The organism is Mucilaginibacter daejeonensis (genome assembly GCF_020783335.1).
Taxonomy (GTDB): domain Bacteria; phylum Bacteroidota; class Bacteroidia; order Sphingobacteriales; family Sphingobacteriaceae; genus Mucilaginibacter; species Mucilaginibacter daejeonensis.
The window spans coordinates 2,334,939-2,357,017 of sequence record NZ_CP086068.1 but is presented as its reverse complement, the minus strand read 5'-3'; the positions used below and the strand labels follow the sequence as shown (position 1 = coordinate 2,357,017).

At 50.1% G+C, this 22,079-nt stretch carries 15 protein-coding genes; 6 read left to right on the top strand and 9 right to left on the bottom strand.

What is annotated here, in order from left to right:
* Positions 1-110: 110 nt before the first annotated feature.
* A complete protein-coding gene (locus LLH06_RS09880) occupies positions 111-836 on the top strand; it encodes a glycosyltransferase family 2 protein (protein WP_228173203.1) in 726 nt (241 codons plus the stop codon).
* Here the strand turns inward: LLH06_RS09880 and LLH06_RS09875 are convergent, their stop codons facing one another.
* Entirely contained in the window at positions 837-1,298 is a 462-nt protein-coding gene (locus tag LLH06_RS09875) for a DUF4268 domain-containing protein (RefSeq protein WP_228173202.1), read from the bottom strand.
* A gap of 77 nt (positions 1,299-1,375) precedes the next feature.
* On the opposite strand from LLH06_RS09875, the gene LLH06_RS09870 reads away from it, so the two are divergent.
* Positions 1,376-2,362, top strand: coding sequence for an SMP-30/gluconolactonase/LRE family protein (locus LLH06_RS09870; protein ID WP_228173201.1), 987 nt, complete (start codon positions 1,376-1,378; stop codon positions 2,360-2,362).
* Between the two features lie 248 nt (positions 2,363-2,610).
* Here the strand turns inward: LLH06_RS09870 and LLH06_RS09865 are convergent, their stop codons facing one another.
* From LLH06_RS09865 to LLH06_RS09855, 3 genes are all read right to left on the bottom strand, one after another.
* Positions 2,611-4,863, bottom strand: a complete 2,253-nt coding sequence (locus LLH06_RS09865; RefSeq protein WP_228173200.1) for a penicillin acylase family protein — start codon at positions 4,861-4,863, stop codon at positions 2,611-2,613.
* 77 nt (positions 4,864-4,940) lie between these two features.
* The gene (gene pbpC, locus LLH06_RS09860) at positions 4,941-7,316 is read right to left on the bottom strand and encodes a penicillin-binding protein 1C (protein WP_228173199.1); all 2,376 of its coding nucleotides are present in this window, start codon (positions 7,314-7,316) and stop codon (positions 4,941-4,943) included.
* Positions 7,317-7,448: 132 nt separating this feature from the next.
* On the bottom strand, positions 7,449-13,061 hold the full coding sequence (locus LLH06_RS09855; RefSeq protein ID WP_228173198.1) for an alpha-2-macroglobulin family protein: 5,613 nt from the start codon (positions 13,059-13,061) through the stop codon (positions 7,449-7,451).
* A 174-nt stretch (positions 13,062-13,235) separates the two neighbouring features.
* Here LLH06_RS09855 and aroC point away from each other — a divergent pair, with 174 nt between their 5' ends.
* Positions 13,236-14,327, top strand: coding sequence for a chorismate synthase (gene aroC, locus LLH06_RS09850; protein WP_228173197.1), 1,092 nt, complete (start codon positions 13,236-13,238; stop codon positions 14,325-14,327).
* 77 nt (positions 14,328-14,404) lie between these two features.
* Here the strand turns inward: aroC and LLH06_RS09845 are convergent, their stop codons facing one another.
* Both LLH06_RS09845 and LLH06_RS09840 read right to left on the bottom strand, forming a co-directional pair.
* Positions 14,405-15,148 (bottom strand): heavy-metal-associated domain-containing protein, encoded by a 744-nt coding sequence (locus LLH06_RS09845; protein ID WP_228173196.1) that lies wholly within the window; start codon positions 15,146-15,148, stop codon positions 14,405-14,407.
* Between the two features lie 70 nt (positions 15,149-15,218).
* The gene (locus LLH06_RS09840; protein WP_228173195.1) at positions 15,219-15,779 is read right to left on the bottom strand and encodes a helix-turn-helix domain-containing protein; all 561 of its coding nucleotides are present in this window, start codon (positions 15,777-15,779) and stop codon (positions 15,219-15,221) included.
* Positions 15,780-15,830: 51 nt separating this feature from the next.
* Between LLH06_RS09840 and LLH06_RS09835 the strand changes: the two genes are divergently transcribed.
* On the top strand, positions 15,831-17,387 hold the full coding sequence (locus LLH06_RS09835; RefSeq protein ID WP_228173194.1) for an ArnT family glycosyltransferase: 1,557 nt from the start codon (positions 15,831-15,833) through the stop codon (positions 17,385-17,387).
* A 92-nt stretch (positions 17,388-17,479) separates the two neighbouring features.
* On the opposite strand, the gene LLH06_RS09830 is transcribed toward LLH06_RS09835, so the two are convergent.
* A complete protein-coding gene (locus tag LLH06_RS09830) occupies positions 17,480-18,013 on the bottom strand; it encodes a pyridoxamine 5'-phosphate oxidase family protein (RefSeq protein WP_228173193.1) in 534 nt (177 codons plus the stop codon).
* A 162-nt stretch (positions 18,014-18,175) separates the two neighbouring features.
* On the opposite strand from LLH06_RS09830, the gene LLH06_RS09825 reads away from it, so the two are divergent.
* Both LLH06_RS09825 and LLH06_RS09820 read left to right on the top strand, forming a co-directional pair.
* Positions 18,176-19,783, top strand: coding sequence for a Na+/H+ antiporter (locus LLH06_RS09825; protein ID WP_228173192.1), 1,608 nt, complete (start codon positions 18,176-18,178; stop codon positions 19,781-19,783).
* A 64-nt stretch (positions 19,784-19,847) separates the two neighbouring features.
* Entirely contained in the window at positions 19,848-20,756 is a 909-nt protein-coding gene (locus LLH06_RS09820) for an NAD(P)/FAD-dependent oxidoreductase (protein ID WP_228173191.1), read from the top strand.
* Between the two features lie 69 nt (positions 20,757-20,825).
* Here LLH06_RS09820 and LLH06_RS09815 read toward each other — a convergent pair whose 3' ends face one another.
* Both LLH06_RS09815 and LLH06_RS09810 read right to left on the bottom strand, forming a co-directional pair.
* Positions 20,826-21,590, bottom strand: a complete 765-nt coding sequence (locus LLH06_RS09815) for an SDR family NAD(P)-dependent oxidoreductase (RefSeq protein WP_228173190.1) — start codon at positions 21,588-21,590, stop codon at positions 20,826-20,828.
* Positions 21,591-21,678: 88 nt separating this feature from the next.
* Positions 21,679-22,065, bottom strand: coding sequence for a helix-turn-helix domain-containing protein (locus LLH06_RS09810; RefSeq protein ID WP_228173189.1), 387 nt, complete (start codon positions 22,063-22,065; stop codon positions 21,679-21,681).
* Between the last annotated feature and the right edge of the window lie 14 nt (positions 22,066-22,079).

Sequence of the window (22,079 nt, the reverse complement as noted above, 5' to 3'; positions counted from 1 at the left end):
CAAAGTAACGCGATCTTTATGATTGTTAGCGCAATGATATTACTTTTGCCCTTATCAAAACTCATAACGGCATGGTATCATGCGGTTAAAGTTCATATCCATAATTAACTATGCTGATCCGCAAATTATCTATCGTTATCCCGGCCTACAATGAAGGGCGTACCATCCACCTGATCCTGAACAAGATCAAAGAGGTACAACTGGTGAATGATATCGAAAAAGAGCTGATCATCGTGAACGATTGCTCAAAAGACAACACCGAGGAGGCGATCATGAACTACCGCGCGGCTAATCCTGATATGAACATCCAGTATTTTAAGCACGAGGTTAATCAGGGTAAAGGCGCGGCACTGCATACAGGTATCTCTAAAGCCACGGGCGAATACCTGATCATTCAGGATGCGGATCTTGAGTATGACCCATCAGAGTATAATGACCTGCTGAAACCGGTAGTGAATGGCTTTGCCGATGTGGTATATGGCTCACGATTTATGGGTAGCAACCCGCACCGCATCTTGTTCTTTTGGCACACCATCGGTAATCGCTGGTTGACCTTTGCCTCCAACATGTTCTCGAACCTGAACCTTACCGACATGGAGACCTGCTACAAGCTGTTCAAGACCGAGATGGTGCAGGGATTGAACCTGACCGAAAAGCGCTTTGGCTTTGAGCCGGAAGTAACGATCAAAATGTCGCGCATCCCGCACATCCGCATTTATGAGGTAGGCATATCTTACTACGGCCGCACCTACTACGAAGGCAAGAAGATCGGCTGGCGCGATGGGGTAAGGGCTATTTATTGTATTCTCAAATTCGGGCTGTTCAAGTCCAAATAATTACTTCAAGGCTTCAAAACTGTATTTGGCATCGCTCCAGAACTCATCTAATGCTATAATGCGGGGTTTAAAGAACGAGATCAGCGCAGGCCAGTCGGCTTTATTGAAAATACTGGCACCGTTGATGTCTTTGTAGATACGGCTCACGATCTTGCCGTACTCGTCCTGGTCGTGCAAGGCCCATTCCCATTCTTCGTTCAAGGCACTGTAAAGCAGTAAGCGTACCTCTTTGAACTGTTCAAAGAACAACTCCTGTATGCCCGGGTCGGGGTGGCTGATCTCGATCGCTATGGTGGCCGACCGGTTAAAGGCCTGCATCCTAAAGTTGACGTGTTTAATGCCCGTGCGGTAATTGATCCAATTTACTTTGGTGCCCTCGGCCGACAAATGCGGTGCGATGTATTGGCCAAAGGTGGTCCAAAATTGTTGCCTGATCTGTGATGCCTGTTCTTTTGAATACATGTAAAAGTAAAATCGATAGCAGTGCGCTTTGTTTTGCAGATACATACGCCGATATTGGCGGCATCCATCTACACGATATGAGAACACTCGTCAAGCTCAGCCTGATAGCTACAATACCATTGGCCATCAGTATTTTACAGCTAACCACACGCTCTGTACCGGCTGCAAAGGTAAGCATTATAGCTTCTCAAAGCGATAGCACTTACGGACCTGCCAACCTGATAGCACCCGGCACCAAGCCGGTAATGATCAGCAAACAGTTCGAATTTACCGAAGGACCTGCTGCCGATGCCAAGGGTAACGTTTATTTTACCGACCAGCCAAATAGCACGATATGGAAGTACGGAACGGACGGCAAGCTATCACTATTCACCGACAAGGCCGGACGCTCGAACGGGACGTTCTTTGATGCCAAAGGCCATCTGGTGACCTGTGCTGATGATCAGGGCGAGTTGTGGCGTTTTGATGCTACCGGCCGCCAACACGAGACCTTACTCACCGGCGTTGACGGCAAACGACTGAACGGACCCAATGACCTTTGGATGGATGCGCGGGGCGGTATCTATTTTACCGATCCATACTATCAACGCAATTACTGGACGCGTACCACCTCAGCGCTCGATGGCGAAAAGGTGTATTACCTTCCTGCAGGCAGACATGAGCCGATCGTGGCCAGTTCGGCACTGTTGAAACCGAACGGGATAGCCGGAAGCAGGGATGGTAAGTATCTGTTCGTGGCCGACATTAAGGCTGGTAAGACCTACCGCTTCACCATTGGCACAAAGGGGGAGCTGACCGATCAGCAGTTATTTACCAAAATGGGATCTGACGGAATGACGCTGGATGATGAAGGAAACGTTTACCTGACAGGCGGGAAGGGCGTGACCATATTTGACCCGCAGGGAAACAAGTTGGGACTGATCCGCATCGAGGAACCGTGGACGGGTAACGTATGCTTTGGTGGACCTGATCGCCGCACGCTTTTCATCACCGCCTCAAAGGCGATCTATACTGTCAACATGAAGGTGAAAGGTTCTACCAAGAATGCACAAAAACTGCGTTAAAAAGTGTTACACCGATGTAACAGAATTCCCCAACTTTCCCCACTTTTTAGCGTTGCGAAATTTGTAAAAACCCAACTTTTTAAAGAAAAAACAACATTTTTCTAGAATGTAACACCAAATGTAACACGGAAACACCAAAATGTAACACCTGTAAAGAACTACACCAGCCGTTCGTTATTCCGGTAAGTTGTGTAATGGTGCGTTATTGCGAATTTGATGATCGCTCATAGGTCATGCTTCCGCCATGATCAATCATCCAAACAGTCGCCTTTGTTGGTATATTGATGCTTGGTTTGGCCGGGGTGATAGCGCTGCCAAACGTTCTTGAGCACGTCTTCTTTGTAGAATAACACATCCTTGAACTTACCATCGAGGTACATTTGCGCCTGATCAGTGAACAGCGGGCAACCAGCCTTAAACGACTGTCCGCCAGTGATCAGTGACTTGGCCTTTACCTTAGGGCCAAACTCTACGGCGGCTATAAAGCTGTTGCCCGAATAACCATAACGCTTTTTGGTACCGTTGCCACCGCGGGTAACAAATGATGGCAACTGCCCGAACACCGATGCCACTGATGCGGCCGGTACGCTTGGCTGGCTATCATCAAAGCTCATACCGTCGGCTGGGCGTTGGTAACGGTTAATGCTTCCCCAGGTCACCATCCAGTTGCCGTGCCTTTTGTTGAGGGTAGTTATGGTATTATCCAATATATCAAGCAGTTGTTGTGGTTTGAGCTCCTTCAGGAGTTGGTCAACACGGTCAGTTTGGTAAGTGCCTGCCTCGGTAGTTGTAGGTTTGGGTAGCAACGCAAACATAGCGGTGCTATACTCGATGGCTACTGTGGTAGCTATGGAAGCTACATCCGAACACCTGTCCCAATGGGTCAACAAGTAAATAGGTTGCCTAAGCCGTGACAGCAAAGCCGTATCGGAAGAGGTATTATAAGCCTTCAACAAAGGCGGCAGCAGCGCGTCGAATGCTGTGAGGTAGCGGTCATATCCCAGAGCGGTCAGGTCATCAAGGGTCAACTTGTCCTTGGTATCGAGCAACTTTTGCGCGTTGATCTGACGGTAGTTCTGTCCGTTAGGTGCCATATAAGCTGGATATTTGGACGGGTCGGGGCTGTCTTTACCTGCAGCAGTGAACGGTGTGGCGTTACAATTCTGTATCCATCCGCCAGCCGGGTTCATCACGGTCACGATCTCTTTTAACGGATGCAGGCCTTGCCATTCAGTAGCTTTAGTGGTACCATCTACCGGTAGCGTCCATTCCACTTTCGGGTCGCGTTTAGGCATATAGTTGCCATACCAAAATACCGTGTTGCCTTTATCATCTGCGTATACAGTATTATTTGTGGCGTTGGATAGTAGGTCCATGGCCTTAACGTACTGTATATAGGTATTGGCTTTGGTGATGAGCCATGACTCGAGTAAGGCCTTGTACGAGCGGTTATTAGCTTTGAGCGCCAACCATTTTCCGTCACGGCTGCCCAGCACCGGCCCGTGATGCGTGTAATATCCTTTGATCTTGACGGTCTCTATCTTATCGCCATTCTTGCGATCGATCAGCAGGTCACGCTCTGTCACGGGGAGCTGCTTACCATCATATTCATAGTACCATTTGCCGTTCTGATGGGTGACCTTTTCGGCATAAGCATCGGCCACGTCGGCATAACTGCTGGTGTGCATCCAACCGCAGTGGGCATTGAAGCCCTGATAGATGAAAAACTGCCCCCAAGTGACGGCCCCATAAGCGTTCAAACCTTCCTCGCTGCTGATCTGCACCTCCGACCTAAAGTAGAACGGCACATGCGGATTAATGTATAACATAGCATGCCCGGTAGCCGACCGCTTAGGCGATATAGCAAAGCCGTTGGAGCCTATCTCAATCCCGAATACATGCCCATCTACATCCTCCGTGTTAACGGGCTTAATTGTTTTAATACGACCATACCTGGCGTCAGCGCCGCTGTAGAATTGCTTGGTCTCGTTGAGCGTGATGCCACCTGTGATGGTAGCTGCCACGCTGCCATCAGTGAACATCAAGGCATACCAAGGCTTGAAATGATGCAACACCATTGGCTTTACCTGCGGATGCTTATACAGGTAATAGTTAATGCCATCGGCAAATGCATCCATTAGCTTCCTGAACCAAAGCGGGCTGGTCTGATACTCTTTGATCGCCTCTGTGCTGTCAGCTATAAGTTGCAGTTGGATATCCTGATACAAGCTGCTTTCACCATCCACCGTGGCCTGCTTACCCAACTGATAAAGGTAGTTTCGCTCGATACCTTTGAAGTTCTCCTCGCACTGCGCATACATCAAACCGAAAACCGCATCGGCGTTGGTCTTGCCGTAAATATGCGGTACGCCCCAATTGTCGCGGATAATGGTCACCCGTTGCACCTGGGCCTTGCAGCGGGCAAGTTCGGCAGGGCTTAACTTTTGGGCTAAACTGATGTAAGGGCAAATGATGGTGAGGACAAGTAAGAGTTTCTTCATGTGAATAGTGATCAGCGAGCTTGAATATAGGGATGATCTTTTAAGTTCTTCCAATGTAACACGATCGTTCTGAAGCATCAATGGCCCGTCTCTTTGTCCAGTATGGTGAACCGCACTTTGGTGGTGCTGCCATTACCATCTACCAAGGTCAATACATGCATACCTGCCGACGGGGCGATGGCGATCTGGTGCTGGCCATGTGTTTCACCGATGTAGCGGTCGTCAAGGTGCCAAAATATCTTGGTGCCCGGTTGCCGGTGCGCCGCATTGCAGATCATGCGGCCGCGGTTACCGTCGGCCTCGAGCGGAATATAGACCTTGGCCTGATCTTTTGGATAGATGACCTCCATGGCCTGCTGCCGTTCGGCCACGCCACAATCAGTCCGGAAGGGTGGTAAGGTTCGGTATTGATAATTGCGCGCTTTGTAATAATATTCCATAGATGGCGGCAGCACGAACCATTTTTGATGGCGCATTTGATCCGGCGAAGCACAATCAGCATTTACCTGCCACTTGCCGCTCGCATCCAGGTGTACCAATTGGTGATACGGGCAAACGGGCGTACGTAAGCCGGGAGCGGGCACCCAGGTATCGTCAACATGTTCGCAATTTTCACCTGCCCTCATGCCACTTTCGCGACACACGCCGATCTTCACCATATCATCCACCGGCGCTTTGAACCACTCGCGGGTGACCGGCAGCAGCCTGAATATCTCGAACATGACCGGTGCGGCAGTATTGATACCGGTCAAGTCGGGGCGTCCTTCGCCAGTGGTGTTGCCCACCCAAACGCCCACCACATACCTGGTGGTCACGCCGATCGCCCAGCCATCCCTAAAACCAAAGCTGGTGCCGGTCTTCCAGGCCACGCGTTGGGTAGACCCGAACTGTTGCCATAACATCTCTTCCCCGGGGCGCATTACTTCTTCCATTGCCTGAAAGGTGTAGTAGATCGATGCTGCGTCCAGTAAGCCGTTCTTTTCATTGGGCCGGTCTGTACGCTGTGTGGGGCGGTAAACGGGGTGATGATAGTCGGCCTGAGTGTAGCGCCCCGTTCGATTAAAATGGTGGAGCACCCGGGCCATGCTGGCGTACGCACCGGTCAGTTCCCAAAGGGTGTTCTCGCAACCGCCTAGGATCAGCGAAAGGCCATAATGGTCGGCCGGTTGGGTAAGGGTGGTTATTCCTGCCCGCTTCAATACATCATAAAAGCGTTCGTACTTGTATCGCTGTAGCATCTTGACCGCTGGGACGTTGAGTGAGCGAGCTAATGCCCTTGAGGCAGGCACCGCGCCATCGTAACCCAGATCAAAGTTCTCGGGGTGGTACCCGGCTATTTGGGTAGGAATGTCAGGTATCAGGGTATTAGGTAAGATAAAGCCATCATGCAGCATGGATGCATACAGCAAAGGTTTTAACGTGCTACCCGGACTACGTGGCGCATTGGCGACATCCACGCTGCTCTGCAACTCTGCATCACCGGGGTGAAAGATGTTGCCCGCATACGCCAGCGCAGCGCCGGTCTCTACATCGAGAACTACGGCCGCTATATTGTTGATCTGGTTGGCCCGCAACATCCGGTGATGACGCTCCAGTATGTCGGTCACTTGTTGTTGAAGACCGGCCTTAAGCGTAGTGCGTAGGCGGGTTGAAGCATGGCTACTTGCATCGTACTCAGCCTTGAACTGTTCCAAAAGGTGAGGAGCTACCTGTGGAAGCGGCAAGGGCTTATCGGGCATGGGCTCCAGCTTTGCCAGTTGGGCGGTGGTGCTGTCGATGATGTGCTGATCGGCAAGTTTGTCGAGCAGGCGGTTACGCTTTTTTAAGAGCAAGCCGCGGTTCTTGCCGGGGTGTACCAAGGCAGGAGCATTGGGTAACACGGCCATGGCTGCGGTCTCGCCCCAGGATAACTTGTCCGGACCACGTCCATAGTAGCGCCATGAGGCGGCGTTCAAGCCTATCACGTTACCACCGAAAGGAGCGTTGCTGGCGTACAGGGCCAATATCTCTTTTTTGCTATAGGTGAGTTCGAGGCGAAGAGCCATGAACATTTCGATGAATTTATACCAGTAGGTGCGCTTGTGATCGGTGGCCAGGCGGATGACCTGCATGGTCAGCGTACTGCCGCCACTGCTTACCCGCTCATGCCGAAAGTTCTGCTTAATGGCCCGGCCAATGGCCAGCACATCTACGCCGGGATGGTGCATAAAGCGTTTGTCCTCAAAAGCAATGATGCATTGCCTGAACTTATCGGGCACTGCACCATCATAAGGGAAACGCCATTGTCCATCGGGCGCTATCGCGGCACCTAAAAGTTCGCCCTTTTCGTCGTCGATCACGAATGAGGTAGGTTTATCGAACAACGGATCAGGCAGGCAGAACCAGAACGTTATCAAGGCCACAAAGAGCAAAGCCAAAGATATGTACACCTTCGGCTTTTTCAATTTACTCATAATACCTGCACCCATCAACGCTCTTACCTTTTTTCTTTTGCACTCGTCTATAAAGAACCGGCCGAGGATCTTAACTCGCGATCATCTCGCTCGGTGATTCTTCGACCGGTTCTGTATCTGAATTTTTCTGGTTTATTTGACCACCTCTACCCACTGGCCACTTTGCAGCGCGTTGATGGAAGTGTCATACATGGCCTCGCAATACACCGCAGGCAAGTAGAAACGACCGGTGTACGAGGCGTTCAACATCACATAATAGGTCACTTCCTTGTCGGCCGGTAAGCCAAAGTAAGTATTTACCCGGTCGTCGCGCACATCACGGTAGTCGGATGGTGATGACTTGAATACCTCATCATTATTGAGCATACGGGTGTTCAGGATCTCCCAACCTGACGGGAATATTTGTGTGAGTGCCATGTTAGCATAATTGCCTCGCTGTCCCGAATTCTTGATGATCACTTGCGCCACAAAGTCGGTACCCTGTTTCAACACCGATGGGTCAATAGGTTTACCCGTGAGCGAGTAATAGTTCACGCTCATTTGTAGCACATCAGGGTTGATGTTGGTCGGCACTTCCTGGCCCAATGCCGGTTGCCCTTGCTGGATCAGCCTGATGTATAAACGCGTTTTGCCACTGTTACGGATCATGGCATTACCACCGCTCGAGCTGATCGGGTTTTGCCACAGGTATTCGTCGGTGTTCACCTTGTTCTTCAACGCACCAGCCTGAACATCAAATTGTAAACGGTTGCCTGAGCGGTTCTGTCCGCAATGTAGAGCCACCGCTAACAGCGAGTAGGCAGTGGTCTGCGTACTATACCATTCGTCTTGCGATAACTTGGCGGCCACGGTGTAGACTAATCTTGATGCTTTTTGGCGCTGTCCCAACAAGGTCAGTGTTTCCAGGATCATGGCCTCATCGCGCAGGTCAGATCCGTAGGTGTAGGCCATCTGCCGGTAAGGCTTCACGGTAAGCGGCAAGTTGGCTACCATGCGTGAACCAACCTCTGGTTGGCCGGCCAGCTTATAGGCGGCGGCCAAACGCCATTTGGCTTCCGGACTCAGATACTTCATCTCCTTTAAGCGGTTCATCGCGCCCAATTCAGGTACACCTGCCATTGCCAACAAATACAAGCGATAAGCTTGCGTGATACCCGAATCATAGAACTTATACAGGTCAGGCGACCAGTTCTGTGCTTTTTGCTTTTGGAAACGCTTCCACTGATCCAGGAAGCCCACCGGCAACACGTAGCCTTTGGCCTGCGCCGCCAACATGAAGTGACCGGCATAGTTGGTGCCCCATTCGTCAGGTTCGCCACCATCAGGCCAGTAGCTCATGCCGCCACCCGGCACCTGGAAGCCATTCAAGCGCGAGATGGCCGCTTTGATGTTGCGGTCGGTCATTTGTTTCTGACGGACATCAAGGCTCATCAACTGGCCAAGGTACAATTGCGGGAACACTGAGGAGGTGGTCTGTTCCACACAACCGTGCGGATATTGGATAAGGTAGCTTAAACGCTTGCTCAAATTGAGCGCCGGTATGCTCGATACTTCCAACGTAGCTTTGTTGGTACCGCCCATGCCTAAAGCGGTGTAAGCCGTGCTCCATGATTCGCCCGGCCCAAGCTCTTTCTCGATAATGCTGGTGATCGGCGGGTTAGGATTACGCACGTTAAGTTCAACGTCAAAGTCTGCTTTTTCGCTACCACTTTGGGCGGTGATCTTTACTTTGCCTACGCCAACAAAACTTTTCACATCCAGGTCGAACGATACCAGCTGGTCACCCGGTTTACTAAAGGTCACCACTTTTTGGTAGCTGCTACCGGGGTTGCTGAAAGCGTTGGACACCACCTTAACGGTCACTGTCCTCAAGTTACTTTCCGTGGCGAACACGGTTACCGGAAGCTGCACTTTTTCTGACGGGCCCAGCACACGTGGCAGGGTAGCCAGTATCATCAGTGGCTTTTTAACCGCTACAGGCTTTTCGGCAAAGCCATAGCTTCCGTCATGACCAGCGATCACCATAGCCCGTACTGAACCAATGTATTGCGGCAGGATGAACTGATGCGTTTGCTTTTGTCCTTTGCCCAGTTTGAACGGCCCCATGAATTTGACCACTGGTTTAAAGCGATTCACCTGAACGTTCTTCCCATTGCCTACGCCGCTGCCATCGCCACCAATGCTTAGGATGCGCTCCAGGCCACCACCAAAGGCACCTATCACGTAGTCGAAAAGATCCCAGGTCTTCACACCCAAACCCTCGCGAGCGTAGAAAGCCTTGTGCGGGTCTGGGGTTTTAAAGTTAGTGAGGTCAAGTAAACCTTCATCTACCAGAGCCACGGTATAGGTCATTTCTTTGCCCGACGTTTCTGATACAGTGATCTCAGAGCGGGTCTCTGGCCTGATCTTGTCAGGCATACTGATCACGGGTTTGAGTACGGTCTCGGGGTCTTCCACCTCAATGGCCAGTGCGCCATACTGACGAATAGGGAGGTCATTCAAGGTTTGCGCATGCCGCTGTAATACGGTCACGGTAGCGAACACGTTAGGGGCCATGCCAGGTTCCAGTTTGAAGCTGTACCGGGTTTGACCTTTCTCGGTATTGATCCAGTCGGTCTTGAGCACATGGCTACCGTTCTCGATGCTGACCAAGGCACGCCCGGCAGCTCCGGTAGGGATGGTCAAGGTCACCTGTTCGCCAACTTTGTACTTTTGCTTGGCGGCCGTGAAGGATAACATGGCCGCTTCGGTGGCATTGTCCTGCTGCAGGCGGTCGGCCCAATTAGGCCAATCAAGGTATACCACTTTACCGGTAGAGTGACCAGTTTGCGGGTCTCTTACCTTGATCAGGTAGCGGCCCCAATGGTCATTATCTACCTTGAAGTTCCATTTGCCGCGACCACCGTTCAGGCGTACTGTGGTGTTGACCACCAGTTTATTATACTGATCCTGGGTAAAGTTGCTTAGTTCGTCTTCGCTCTTATCCCACCACCAGCGCCATTGTATCTTATACATTTCAACCTGCACATCGCGTACACCGGCATTGATCTGTCCGTTGCTGTTCACGTCCACAATATCCACTGAATGTTCCTTGCCGGTCTCGAGCATACCGCTCAGTTGTTTGCCCTCAGGCGTGCGGATGCCCACATAGCCGCCATAAACATTGTAAGGGAGGGTGGTTTGCTGTATGCTAAAATTGCCTCCCGGCTCGAACACTTTGACCAGGAAGTTGGCACGCAATTGACCGGGAGCCTGTTCCTGTACGTTGATGTCGGCGTTAATGTCGGCATTGCCATTCTCGTCCAGTTTGCCATCAAATACTGTTTGAGTTTGCGTGTTGAATGCAAGTGTCGGGTCATCGAAGGTGTAATCATCCAGTCCTTTAAAGGTGGTGCGTTGGGCGGATACAAAGGCATCAACCTTAGCTTTCAGGTTCTGCGCCACGCCACCGAACAACCACCGGGCATTGAGCCTGCCATCTGTCGTGCTGCCCTTGGTCAGTTGTGCACGATTACCGAACGACAGGTCGATCTTCAAGCGGTTAGGCATAATGGTTTCCACCTTTACCATCTTTTCGAACACTGCACCGCCCACTTTTACCTTAGCGCTCCAGTTGCCGGTAGGCGAGGAGGTATTGGTAGCCGTATGGAAACTGTAAAACCCATCTAACGACCGGGTGCGAGTCATTCGTGTATACAGCTGTCCCTTAGGGTCGTATAGTTCAAAATCTACCGGGTGGTCGGCCGGCAAAGTATGCTGTTTGTCTTCGAGAATGAACGACACAAAAATGGAATCCCCAGGACGCCATACGCCACGTTCGCCGTAAATGAATCCTTTCAGTCCTTTTTGTACTTCTTCGCCACCCACGTTGAACCGTGTTAACGGCAGCGAACTGGCATCGTCTAATTTTAAATAACCGCGTTCGTCACCGTTCTTGGCCACTAATAGGTATGGCTTCCGTTTCACCGCAAATTTGGCAAGTCCGTCGCCGTCAGACTTGCTGGTGGCTATCACCTGCCGTTGGTAATCAAGCAATTCCAGCGTGACGCCACTCATGGGCTGCGCATCCATGATGTTGGTCACAGCGATCACCATGCTATTATCGGTACCCCGTTTGGCGATCAGGCCAATGTTTGAGGCCAAAATGTTGCGGGTGGCCCAGCGGTCTTTGGTGTAGTATGACCGGCTGCAAGCATCTTCACGTTCTTCCCATTTGTAGCCCGATGGGTAGTAATTGTCATAACGAGCCCAAAACTCATCGTCCTCATCGATCTTCTCGCCGTATCCGCCACCTTCTTCGCCTTCGTAACCGCCTTCTTCGCCTTCACTGTCCGAGTTCTCGGTCACCCGGCTTTGGCCTTTGGCTGTGCATTTAAAAAGCGAGTACTCTTGCCTGAAGCCGATCACCACGCGGTAAATGGCGCCAGGTTCGGTACGCATCAGGTGGTCAACATCCAGCATGAAGCGGTTCTTGCGGGTCAGGTTCAAACCTTTGTCGGTATCCAGCCTGATGGTCTTTTGCAGTACAGGTCGTCCTACCTGCCTTAACTGGTAATTACCATCGAAGCCATTGGTTTGGAAATATTGAGGGATGTTATTCTCGTATATCTTAATGATGCTTACATCCACCGCGTTCAGATTGACCGCCTCGAAAGGCATCAACAGCTTACCTGAATCGGGGAGGATGACCCCTTTACCGGGTATGGTCACCGATGGTAGCCTGTTCTCAAAGAACAGGTTGGCCGTAAAGGCTTTGTTGGTCTTTTTGTGCGTAATATCCTCGATACCTTCGTTCGCAAAGGCGGTGTAATTGCCTTCAAGACGCTTGGCGGCGTATATCTTGATCTGGCTACCGTCAATGGTATAGGTGTCATCTTCAGTATTGCTAATGCCGGTCAATCCGCTCAATTCCTGACCCACCATGATGGGGTTGGAGAGTTGTACCAGCACATACTGTTCCTGATCTTGCACGGCTTTAATGGCCATCACCTTCAGGTCACCGATTTTGGGTATCTCCATTTTGGTGCTTTCCTTTTTATCTATGTTAAGGGCATCACCATTATAGGTCACTTCCAAATTGGTGGCTACCGTAGCTGAACGCTGAATGTTATTGACCACGAAACGGTGTGTACGGGCAGCCGCATTGTGTTCCCACGTGATCTTGGTAGGCGTGCCATAATTGACAGACAAGATCTTTTCTACCAGCGTGGGGTCTTCCACATCCGCCGTCGAAACGACACCGGTCAGCTTCATTTTGTTGAGGGAGGTATTGGTGGCTGTTTGCAGGCCATCGTACTCTACCGTCAGGTCGGGTTTGACCGTCTCGAAACTGAACTTGAATTCGTCAAGGTCCTCCTCAACTTTGGCTACCTCGTCCAGCTTAAATTCTACCTCATACTGTTGGTCAGGCTTCATGCCTTTATCGGGCCTAAACTCAATGGTCTTTTCGTCCACCCAGTAGGCTTTACCGTCTACCGATGGCGAGATGTCGAAAATACCATCCTTCAATTGCTCGTTGCGGGCATGGCTGGTTTGCACTTCGTTGGCCAGCTTGATGCGGATAGGTCCTTGTCTGGAAACGACCCCGGCGGTGTATGATTCGATGTATCGGCTAAATGCAGGGTCGATCTTGTCGCGATGACGTTTCCTGATGATGATGACCGAGATGATGATGACAGCAGCAAGTGCGATCCCGCCGATCAAGAACTTTCTGGCGCGAGGGTTAAGGTCAGAGGTAAGGTTCATAGATGTAGATAAGATAAACGCTGAAAAGTAGGAAGTATTTAAGTAGCAAACAATAGTGTTGTGAAGGTGCCCATCGGCCTCAAATGGCTTTCCGGCTGGTCTCGCCGCTATTTTTAGTGAACTATTACATCAAAAAATCACATATTTGCCATTCACTATCATACAAAATTCAACATGGCGGGTAATACTTTAGGGCAATTGTTCAGGATAACGACCTTTGGCGAATCGCATGGTGTGGCCATCGGTGTGATCATAGACGGCTGCCCGGCCGGTCTGGATATTGACCTGGCATACATACAAGCCGAGTTGGATAAACGCAAACCCGGCCAAAGCAAGATCACCACGCAACGTAAGGAGAGCGATACGGTACAGATCCTGTCGGGCACGTTCGAGGGTAAGACCACCGGTACGCCCATTGCCATGATCATCCCGAACGAGGACCAACGTTCAAAAGATTATAGCCACAACACCGACGTGTTCCGCCCGTCGCACGCCGATTATACTTATTTTACCAAATATGGCATACGCGATCACCGGGGTGGTGGTCGATCATCGGCCCGTGAGACCGCTGCCCGTGTGGCCGCAGGGGCAGTGGCCAAATTGCTGTTGAAACATCATGGTATAGAGGTGCTGGCTCATGTGAGTAGTGTAGGCACCATCAACTCGCCCAACATCAGTATTCAGGATGCCGACGAGTTCATCCAAATACGTGAGGCCAACATCGTACGCTGTGCTGACCCAGCCACAGCCGAAGAGATGATCGCCCGTATTGATGAGATACGTAAGCAAGGCGACACGATAGGAGGTAAGGTAAGCTGCACGATCACTAACTGCCCGGTAGGGTTGGGTGAACCGGTATTTGACAAGCTGCATGCCGACCTGGGCAAGGCCATGTTGAGCATCAACGCCGTTCATGGTTTTGAATACGGTTCGGGCTTTACCGGCGCAGAGATGCTGGGATCAGAACATAACGACATATTTGTAAAGGACGTTGAAGGCGAGGTGCGTACCCGTACCAATTTTTCGGGCGGTATACAAGGTGGAATCAGCAATGGGATGCCGATCGAGTTCAAGGTGGCGTTCAAACCCGTGGCCACTATTATGACCAATCAAAATACGATAGATGCGGAAGGCAACGCCGCACAGATACAAGGTAAAGGCCGTCATGACCCATGTGTGGTGCCACGTGCAGTTCCGATCGTAGAGGCGATGGCCGCATTGGTACTGGCCGACCACCTGTTGAGAAACAAGAACAGCCAGATCTGAGCTATAAGATCTTGGTCAAATAAAAAAGGAGCAGCGGGATGACCGGTGCTCCTTTTGTTTTATAGGCTCATTTAAGCCTAGCTCATGAAAAGCATCAACGCGCTCATGATGATCATCAGGCCATCTTCGATGATAGTGACCGTACTCATGGGCAAATTGAATACTGCACCAAGGCAGGCACACTGGATGCTCTGCTTGTTGAGGACCGTTTTTAATACTCCAATGATACTCACCGACATCACCACCAGTGTGACAACGTTGGTGATCACCGGGTTGAAGTTGGTCGCATAAGCTATTCCTAAGGTCAGTTCGAGCAGTGCGTAAATGTAACCCCAGCCTTTGAACTTGCGAGCCACTACATCGTACATGGCATAGCTGTCGGCAAAGGCATCCAGGTCGAGCATCTTGAAAAAGGAGAACACCAGGAAAAAGCCCGCCATGAAAACCCGCATAGCCACCCGCTCATCGAAACCCAGAATGGTAGAACCTGCGATGATCGAAACCGTCAAGATGTAAGCGAAGATGATCACGATGGGCTTATAGGTCTCAAACCAGGTGCGCTTGTCGGTATCATCCATAGCCATGTTCATCGGCATGGCCGCACTTTTCTCTTCGGTTAACTGATACTTTGGATATTCCTTCAGCGCGGCTTGCAGGTCGGTGGTGTTCACATGTTGATCCATGTTCAACGTCACTTTGCCATGTTCCAGGTCCACTTCAGCACCGGTCACGTGATCGACCTGCGATAGAAGGTGCTGCACTTTATATTGACAACCGGCACAGGTCATGCCGGTAACGTTATAGGTATGTTTCATATTCATGATCTATATCACAAAGTTACCTTAATAACGTTCTTTAGGTTTACACTATAACTGGCAAATGTTGCAACATTTACAGTTCTTCAATATTGCGTCGCTTATGTTCCCTGATCTGTTTGAAATGGCTGGGTGTAAGTCCGGTCTCTTTTTTGAATTGATTGCTGAGATAAGCCACGCTGCTGTAGCCCAGCTGGTCAGCGATCTGGCTAAGGGTCAACTCATCGTATATCAGCAATTCTTTCACCCGCTCAATGCGCTGGGCTATATAGTAACGCTCTATGGTGGTGCCCTCCATGTCTGAGAAGGTATCACTAAGGTGATTGTATACCAGGTCAAGCTTTTGTGACAGGTAGGTGGAAAGATTAACGGTAGGCAAACCTTCGCTGTGATGCACAAGCTCAATGACCGCATTCTTGATCTTCTCTACCAGTCGGGCCTTCTTATCATCGATCAGCTCGAAGCCTACATGCTTTAGCTTCTCATCAAGCTCCTGAAGTTGGGAGCCAGTAAGCTCTTCATCTATAACAGCCTCGCCTAAGTTGATGTCGTGTGGGTGGTAGCCGTTCTGATGCAATATATCTGCCACGGCCAATTTGCACCGGTGGCATACCATATTCTTGATGTGGAGTTTCATAGGCCTTCAAATATCAGCGGCAATTTGGTATTTTTAGCCGAACACCTTGCCATGTCAGCATCAAAACCTTCTTTAGAACGTCAATATTTCCCACTGATCGGCTTTTTTGTAGCGCTCAAGTTGCTATTGAACCTCTTGGCCGGCGGGCATTATGGTTTCCACCGCGATGAGATGTTGCACCTCGCGCTGGGTGATCACCTCGATTGGGGATATATGGAAGTGCCGCCACTGATCGCTCTACTGGCCAAGATCAGCACTACATCATTCGGTTCGAGTGTGATGGCCGCAAGAGTTTTTACTGCACTGGCCAGCGGCCTCATGGTGTGGCTCACCGGGCTGTTGACCATCGAATTCGGTGGCAAACGTTTTGCCATAGCACTGGCTTGTCTGTGCGTGATCTTCTCACCGGGTATGGCCGCCAGTGGCTATCTGTTCCAGCCCGTGGTATTTGATCAGTTATGGTGGCTGCTCGCCGCATATCTCACAGTTCGTTATGTAAACAGTAAGGAAGTGCGATACCTGTACTGGCTTGGCGTAGCGACCGGATTCGGTTTGCTGAATAAATACACTATGGCGTTCTTTGCCGGTGCGCTATTACTGGGAATGATCATCAGCCCACAGCGCAAGCTGTTGTGGAACAGGCATACACTGATCGCGATCGGTATCGCTACGCTGATCTTCCTGCCCAACGTGTGGTGGCAATACGCACATCATTGGCCTATCGTTAAGCACATGACGGAGCTTAAACATCAGCAACTGGAGCACGTTTCTGCAGCCGACTTTATCGTTCCGCAGTTCCTTATCCACGGCGCGTCAGTGATGGTATGGCTTATAGGTCTTGGCTTCCTCTTGTTCAGTAACGTAATGCGTGATCATCGCTTTGTGGGCCTCGCTTATTTGATCGTGTTTGCATTCCTGCTTAAAATGAATGGGAAGGCTTATTACCTGCTGGCCGGTTATCCAATGCTGTTCGCCGCCGGTGGGGCAGGGATAAGCTACCTGCTTCGAAATTATATCGCGCGATCGGTCGCTCTGGTACTATTTATCGCGCCCAACCTGATCTTATTACCCTTGATATTACCGGTACTGAATATTGACAAAACGTTAGGTCTCTTCCGTTACTTTAGAACCAATGTGCCTGCCATGAATTTTGCCGTGACCTGGGAGGACCAGCAAAAACATCCACTAACGCAGGATTATGCAGATATGTTCGGGTGGGAGGAGATGGCGAAAAAGGCGTCAGAAGCTTATCATCAGCTCACACCTGAGCAACGCAAGCAAGCCATCGTATTTGCCGACAATTACGGTGAAGCGGCCGCTATCCATATCTACAGTAAAAAGTATGACCTGCCGCCGTTGGTATCGCTCAGCAGCAGTTTTGCGTTATGGGCGCCGCCCGTACTTCATGCACGGTACCTGATCTATGTAAGTGATGATGACGACGTGAGTGACCTTGCACCAATGGCGGACAGTATTCAGCGGACAGGTCGGGTGACAAATGCTTTAGCCCGAGAACGAGGGACCGGTATTTTCTTGATCAGGAACATCGACCCCAAACTCGAGGCGATCTACAGCACACATCGTAAAGCTGCCCGGCTTGAGCAGTGATCAGGCGGAAGGCTCAGCGAGATATTATATATAAACAGAACAGCCCGCATCTAAATTAAGCGGGCTGTTGGTATTGTCATTTTAGCTGCCAATTATAACTCTAATTTACCTTCTATCGAATCGTCGAGGGTTTTGCCCAACACGGCACCAGCCACTTGTTTCACAAATGCAACGGCATTGCCATGCTTGTTATCCCAGTAGTAACCTTCGGTAGGCTCCACTTTGATCACGGTGATCCTTGGGTCGTCCTCACCTTCTGTGAACCAGGTCTTCAGTATCGGTTCCCAAAGTTCCTTGATCTTTTCTTTGTCCTTGCTCACCTCGGCAATGCCGTATATGTTCAGGAAATCTGAATGTGTAGAACCTTGAAACAACAGGTGTACAAATGGGTCGTGCGATATCTCTTCGTTCTTATGGCTGTCATCAGCGCTCAGGAACCAGAAATTGCCTTGGTCGTCTATCTTTTGTACGGCCATAGGACGAGTAGAGAAAGGTACTCCGGTCTTGATGTTCGAGCAAAAAAAGCAGGTACCTTTATCGGCCAGCTCTTTGATCTTTTTCTTGGCTTCTTCGCCCTGCAGCTCTTTATAGTTCTCTTCGGGCTGTTGTTGGTTTATGCTATCCATGGTATTTGTTGTAAATGCTATGGTTCAACAACCGGATCACCATTTGTGTTTAATTATTTGCTATTGCTTTACTCGACACTTAATAAATATGGTGCAACAACTTTTAGACATGCTGAATTGTTGTAAAGCCATTAACTCACTCTTTACTTACTGCTTTTACGTATGCATGAGCTCGTGCTGTATTATATAGGTCTGCTATTGGCTATCCTTTTTTTGGTGATGCTGGCGCAAAAGATCAAGGTGTCATACCCGATCGTGTTGGTGATCGGCGGACTGATCATTGGGGCCATTCCTTCGGTGCCCGAGATCAACATTAGTCCTGAGGCTATCTTTGTGATCTTTTTGCCTCCGCTGTTGTATGATGCTGCCTGGCAAACCTCCTGGAAAGATTTTTGGAAGTGGCGCCGCATCATTGCTTCCTTTGCCTTTGTGATCGTGATCATTACGGCAGGCATTATGGCCTATATATCGCATAGCCTGATACCCGGTTTTACGGTAGCGCTTGGCTTCCTGCTTGGGGGCATCATTTCGCCACCCGATGCGGTATCGGCCACACAGATACTCAAAGGCATACAAGTGCCCAAGCGAGTGGTGAGTGTCATAGAGGGTGAAAGCTTACTGAACGACGCCTCGAGTTTGGTGATCTTCCGTTTTGCGATAGCCGCCGTGATGACAGGTAGTTTTGCCATAGGCGAAGCCGTTACCGATTTTTTTGTGGTGATCATATTCGGTACGCTGATCGGGCTGGCTTTGGCGCTCATTTTTTACGCCATACACCGCTGGTTGCCTACCACAGCCAGTATCGATACGGCACTTAGTTTTATAGCGCCCTATAGCATGTACATGGTAGCCGAGCATTTTCATGTATCAGGTGTGTTGGCCGTAGTAAGCGGTGGTCTTTTTTTATCTAACCGAAACCATGAGATATTGAACAATGCCAGCCGGCTGCAAAGCTTGAACGTATGGTCGGCGGTGGGGTTCGTGTTCAATGGGTTCGTGTTCATGTTGATCGGTTTAGAATTGCCTACGGTAGTGAAAGGTCTCGGTGCTGAACGGCTGCATGAAGCGATCAAGTACGGACTGATCATCTCGTTGGCCGTTATGGTAGTGCGCCTTATTTGTACGCAAGGCGCATCCTTGTTCACGGTCTTTATCAGCCGCTTTATCAAGACCGCCGATGACCGGCCCGGTTGGAGGAGCCCGATCATTATAGGCTGGGCGGGTATGAGGGGCGTGGTGTCGCTCGCGGCAGCGCTGTCTATCCCGCTCACGTTACAAAATGGCCAGCCTTTTCCACAGCGTAATATGGTGCTGTTCATCACATTCACGGTCATCTTGGTCACGCTGATATTTCAGGGACTTACCCTGCCATTGGTTATCCAATGGTTCAATGAGCCGGAGCGCGATTATCCGCTATCGCGCGAGGAACAGGAGCTACGCATCAAGATCAAGATGAAGGATCGGGCGTTGTCCTTACTCAACAGCAGACCATACTATCAATACGTACGCCGTAACGCACTGGTGAAAGCGATGCTGGAGCGATATGAGGGCGAGAACGCCTTTTTAGAGGCCAGGAAGGAGCTGACCGACGAGCAAGCACACGAGATCAAACACGAATATCATAAGATCTTCACGCAGGTGATCGAGGCTCAACGCGAGGTATTGCAAAAGATGAACAACAAAGCAGAGTATGAGGAGGAGCTGATCAACAAATATGTGGCGCAACTTGATCTGGAAGAGGAAAAGCTGAGGCAGCAATACGAATGGTGATAAAATGACGTTACCGTAACGCAACTATGTGGCATATAAATATGTTTACTATTATGTTTGCGCTATGACTAACAATGCAACTTATGATGTGATCGTGGTTGGCGGCAGTAACGCTGGCCTGCAAGCAGCCATGACCCTTGCCCGTGCACTACGTAAAGTACTGGTGATCGATAGCGGAAAACCCTGTAACCGGTCAACGCCACACTCGCATAACTTTTTGACGCGCGACGGCGCTACACCGCAAGAGATATTAATCATAGGACGAGAGCAGTTGCTCCTTTACCCAACCGTTACCCTGCTGAATGCGACCGTGACCAAAGCTGACGGGGTGGACCATAAATTTACAGTTCATACAGATGACGGGGGTATCTATCATGCTAAGAAACTCTTGTTTGCCACCGGGATCAACGATCAGCTCCCCGACATCCCCGGTTTTAAAGATTGCTGGGGGATCACCGCGATCCATTGCCCTTACTGCCATGGGTACGAGGTGAAGCAGCAGCCAACAGGGATATTGTCCAAAGGCAACGATGCTTATGACCTTGCGAAACTCATCAGCAACTGGACCGATCAGCTGACCGTCTTTAGCAACGGCCCCTTAGAACTTGAAGCCGACAAGATCGAACTACTGCACCGAAAGAACATCAGCATAGTGACGGAAAATGTTTCAGAACTGATACATAATAAAGGTCACCTCAGCGAGTTGATCTGTGCCAACGGTGATACCTATCGTATCAATGCGATCTACAGCCGTTCGCCATTCTCACAACATTGCGAACTGCCTGAGCATTTTGGTTGTCAATTAACCGAAACGGGACTGATCCAAGTAGACCAATTCGGAAAAACCTCAGTTGATGGCATCTATGCCGCTGGAGATAACAGTTCACCATTGCGGTCGGTAGCAAATGCGGTGGCCATGGGTGCGGTGTCAGCGGCGTTCATTAACCGCGAGTTGATCGGGGAAGAGTTCTGATCAGCCATAAGCAGAACAAGCCACATGGAATGACCACGTGGCTTGTTTTGTTCAATGGAGAGCAGCTATTTACAGCATCATGCCGCCTGATACCTCGATCCGTTGTCCGTTCACCCAGCGGGCTTCGTCGGTGCATAAGAATGCTACTACACCACCAATGTCATCTGGTAAACCTACACGGCCTAAGGCGGTCTGTGAAGCTACGGCCTTATTCAGTTCGGCATTGTCGCGCACGGCCCCCCCGTTGAAGTCGGTCTCGATCGCGCCCGGCGCAACTGCATTGGCGCGCACGCCACGGCTACCCAGTTCTTTGGCCATATAACGGGTCAGTGTTTCTACACCGCCTTTCATGGTACCATAAGCTGAAGCGTTGGGGAACGAGAAGCGCGCTAACCCACTCGATATGTTAATTATACCGCCGCCATCTTGCAACAGTGGTAATGCCTTTTGTGTAAGGAAGAATACGCCCTTAAGGTGAATGTTCACCAGGTTGTCGAATTGCTCTTCGGTGGTCTCAGCGAACGACACGTGCAAGCCTACACCGGCATTATTCACCAAGTACTGGAAGTGCTCGGTACCAAAGGTGTCTTTCAGCGCTTGTTTTACCTGGCCGTAAAAGCTGTCAAAGCTTTTTGAATCGGCCACGTTCAGTTGTAAGGCAACAGCTTTTTGACCTAATGCTTCGATCTCTTTTACCACTTCTGCAGCTTCGTCCTGCTTGCTGTTATAGGTCAAGATCACGTCCAGACCTTTTTTTGCAATGGCGATCGCCATATTCTTACCTAATCCGCGGCTACCGCCGGTCACGAGGGCTATCTTATTAGATGTTGTCATTTTGAAGATGTTTTTAGTTTATGGTTATTGTACTTTGACAAAGGTAGAGAGCGGTACGGTCAAAAAAATGATGCAGACGTCAGTATTTTCAAGAGGCGAGCTTTTGGCCTTTACGATATTGTAAAGGAGTTACTCCATTCATGCCTTTAAAGAATTTAATAAAGTTGGTGGGCTCTTGGTAGCCAAATTTGTATGCGATATCGGCCACCGAAAGATCGGTCTCATTCAACAGCTTGATCGCTTCATTCAGTATACGGTTCTCCATCACATCGCATGGCGAATGACCCAATGCTGCCTTCAGTGTATTGGTCAGATGTCGCGGAGCGATGAACAAAAGCCCGGCAAAATCAACTGCCGACATTCGGCGCTTAGCCTTGCCAGCCATCAACTCCTCCATATGCTGATCTACCAAAGCCATAAAGCTTGTAGCGATCTCATCTTTTCGAGAGTTAAGTTTGTGCGGTATCGTGGTCATGGAAAAAATTGAAA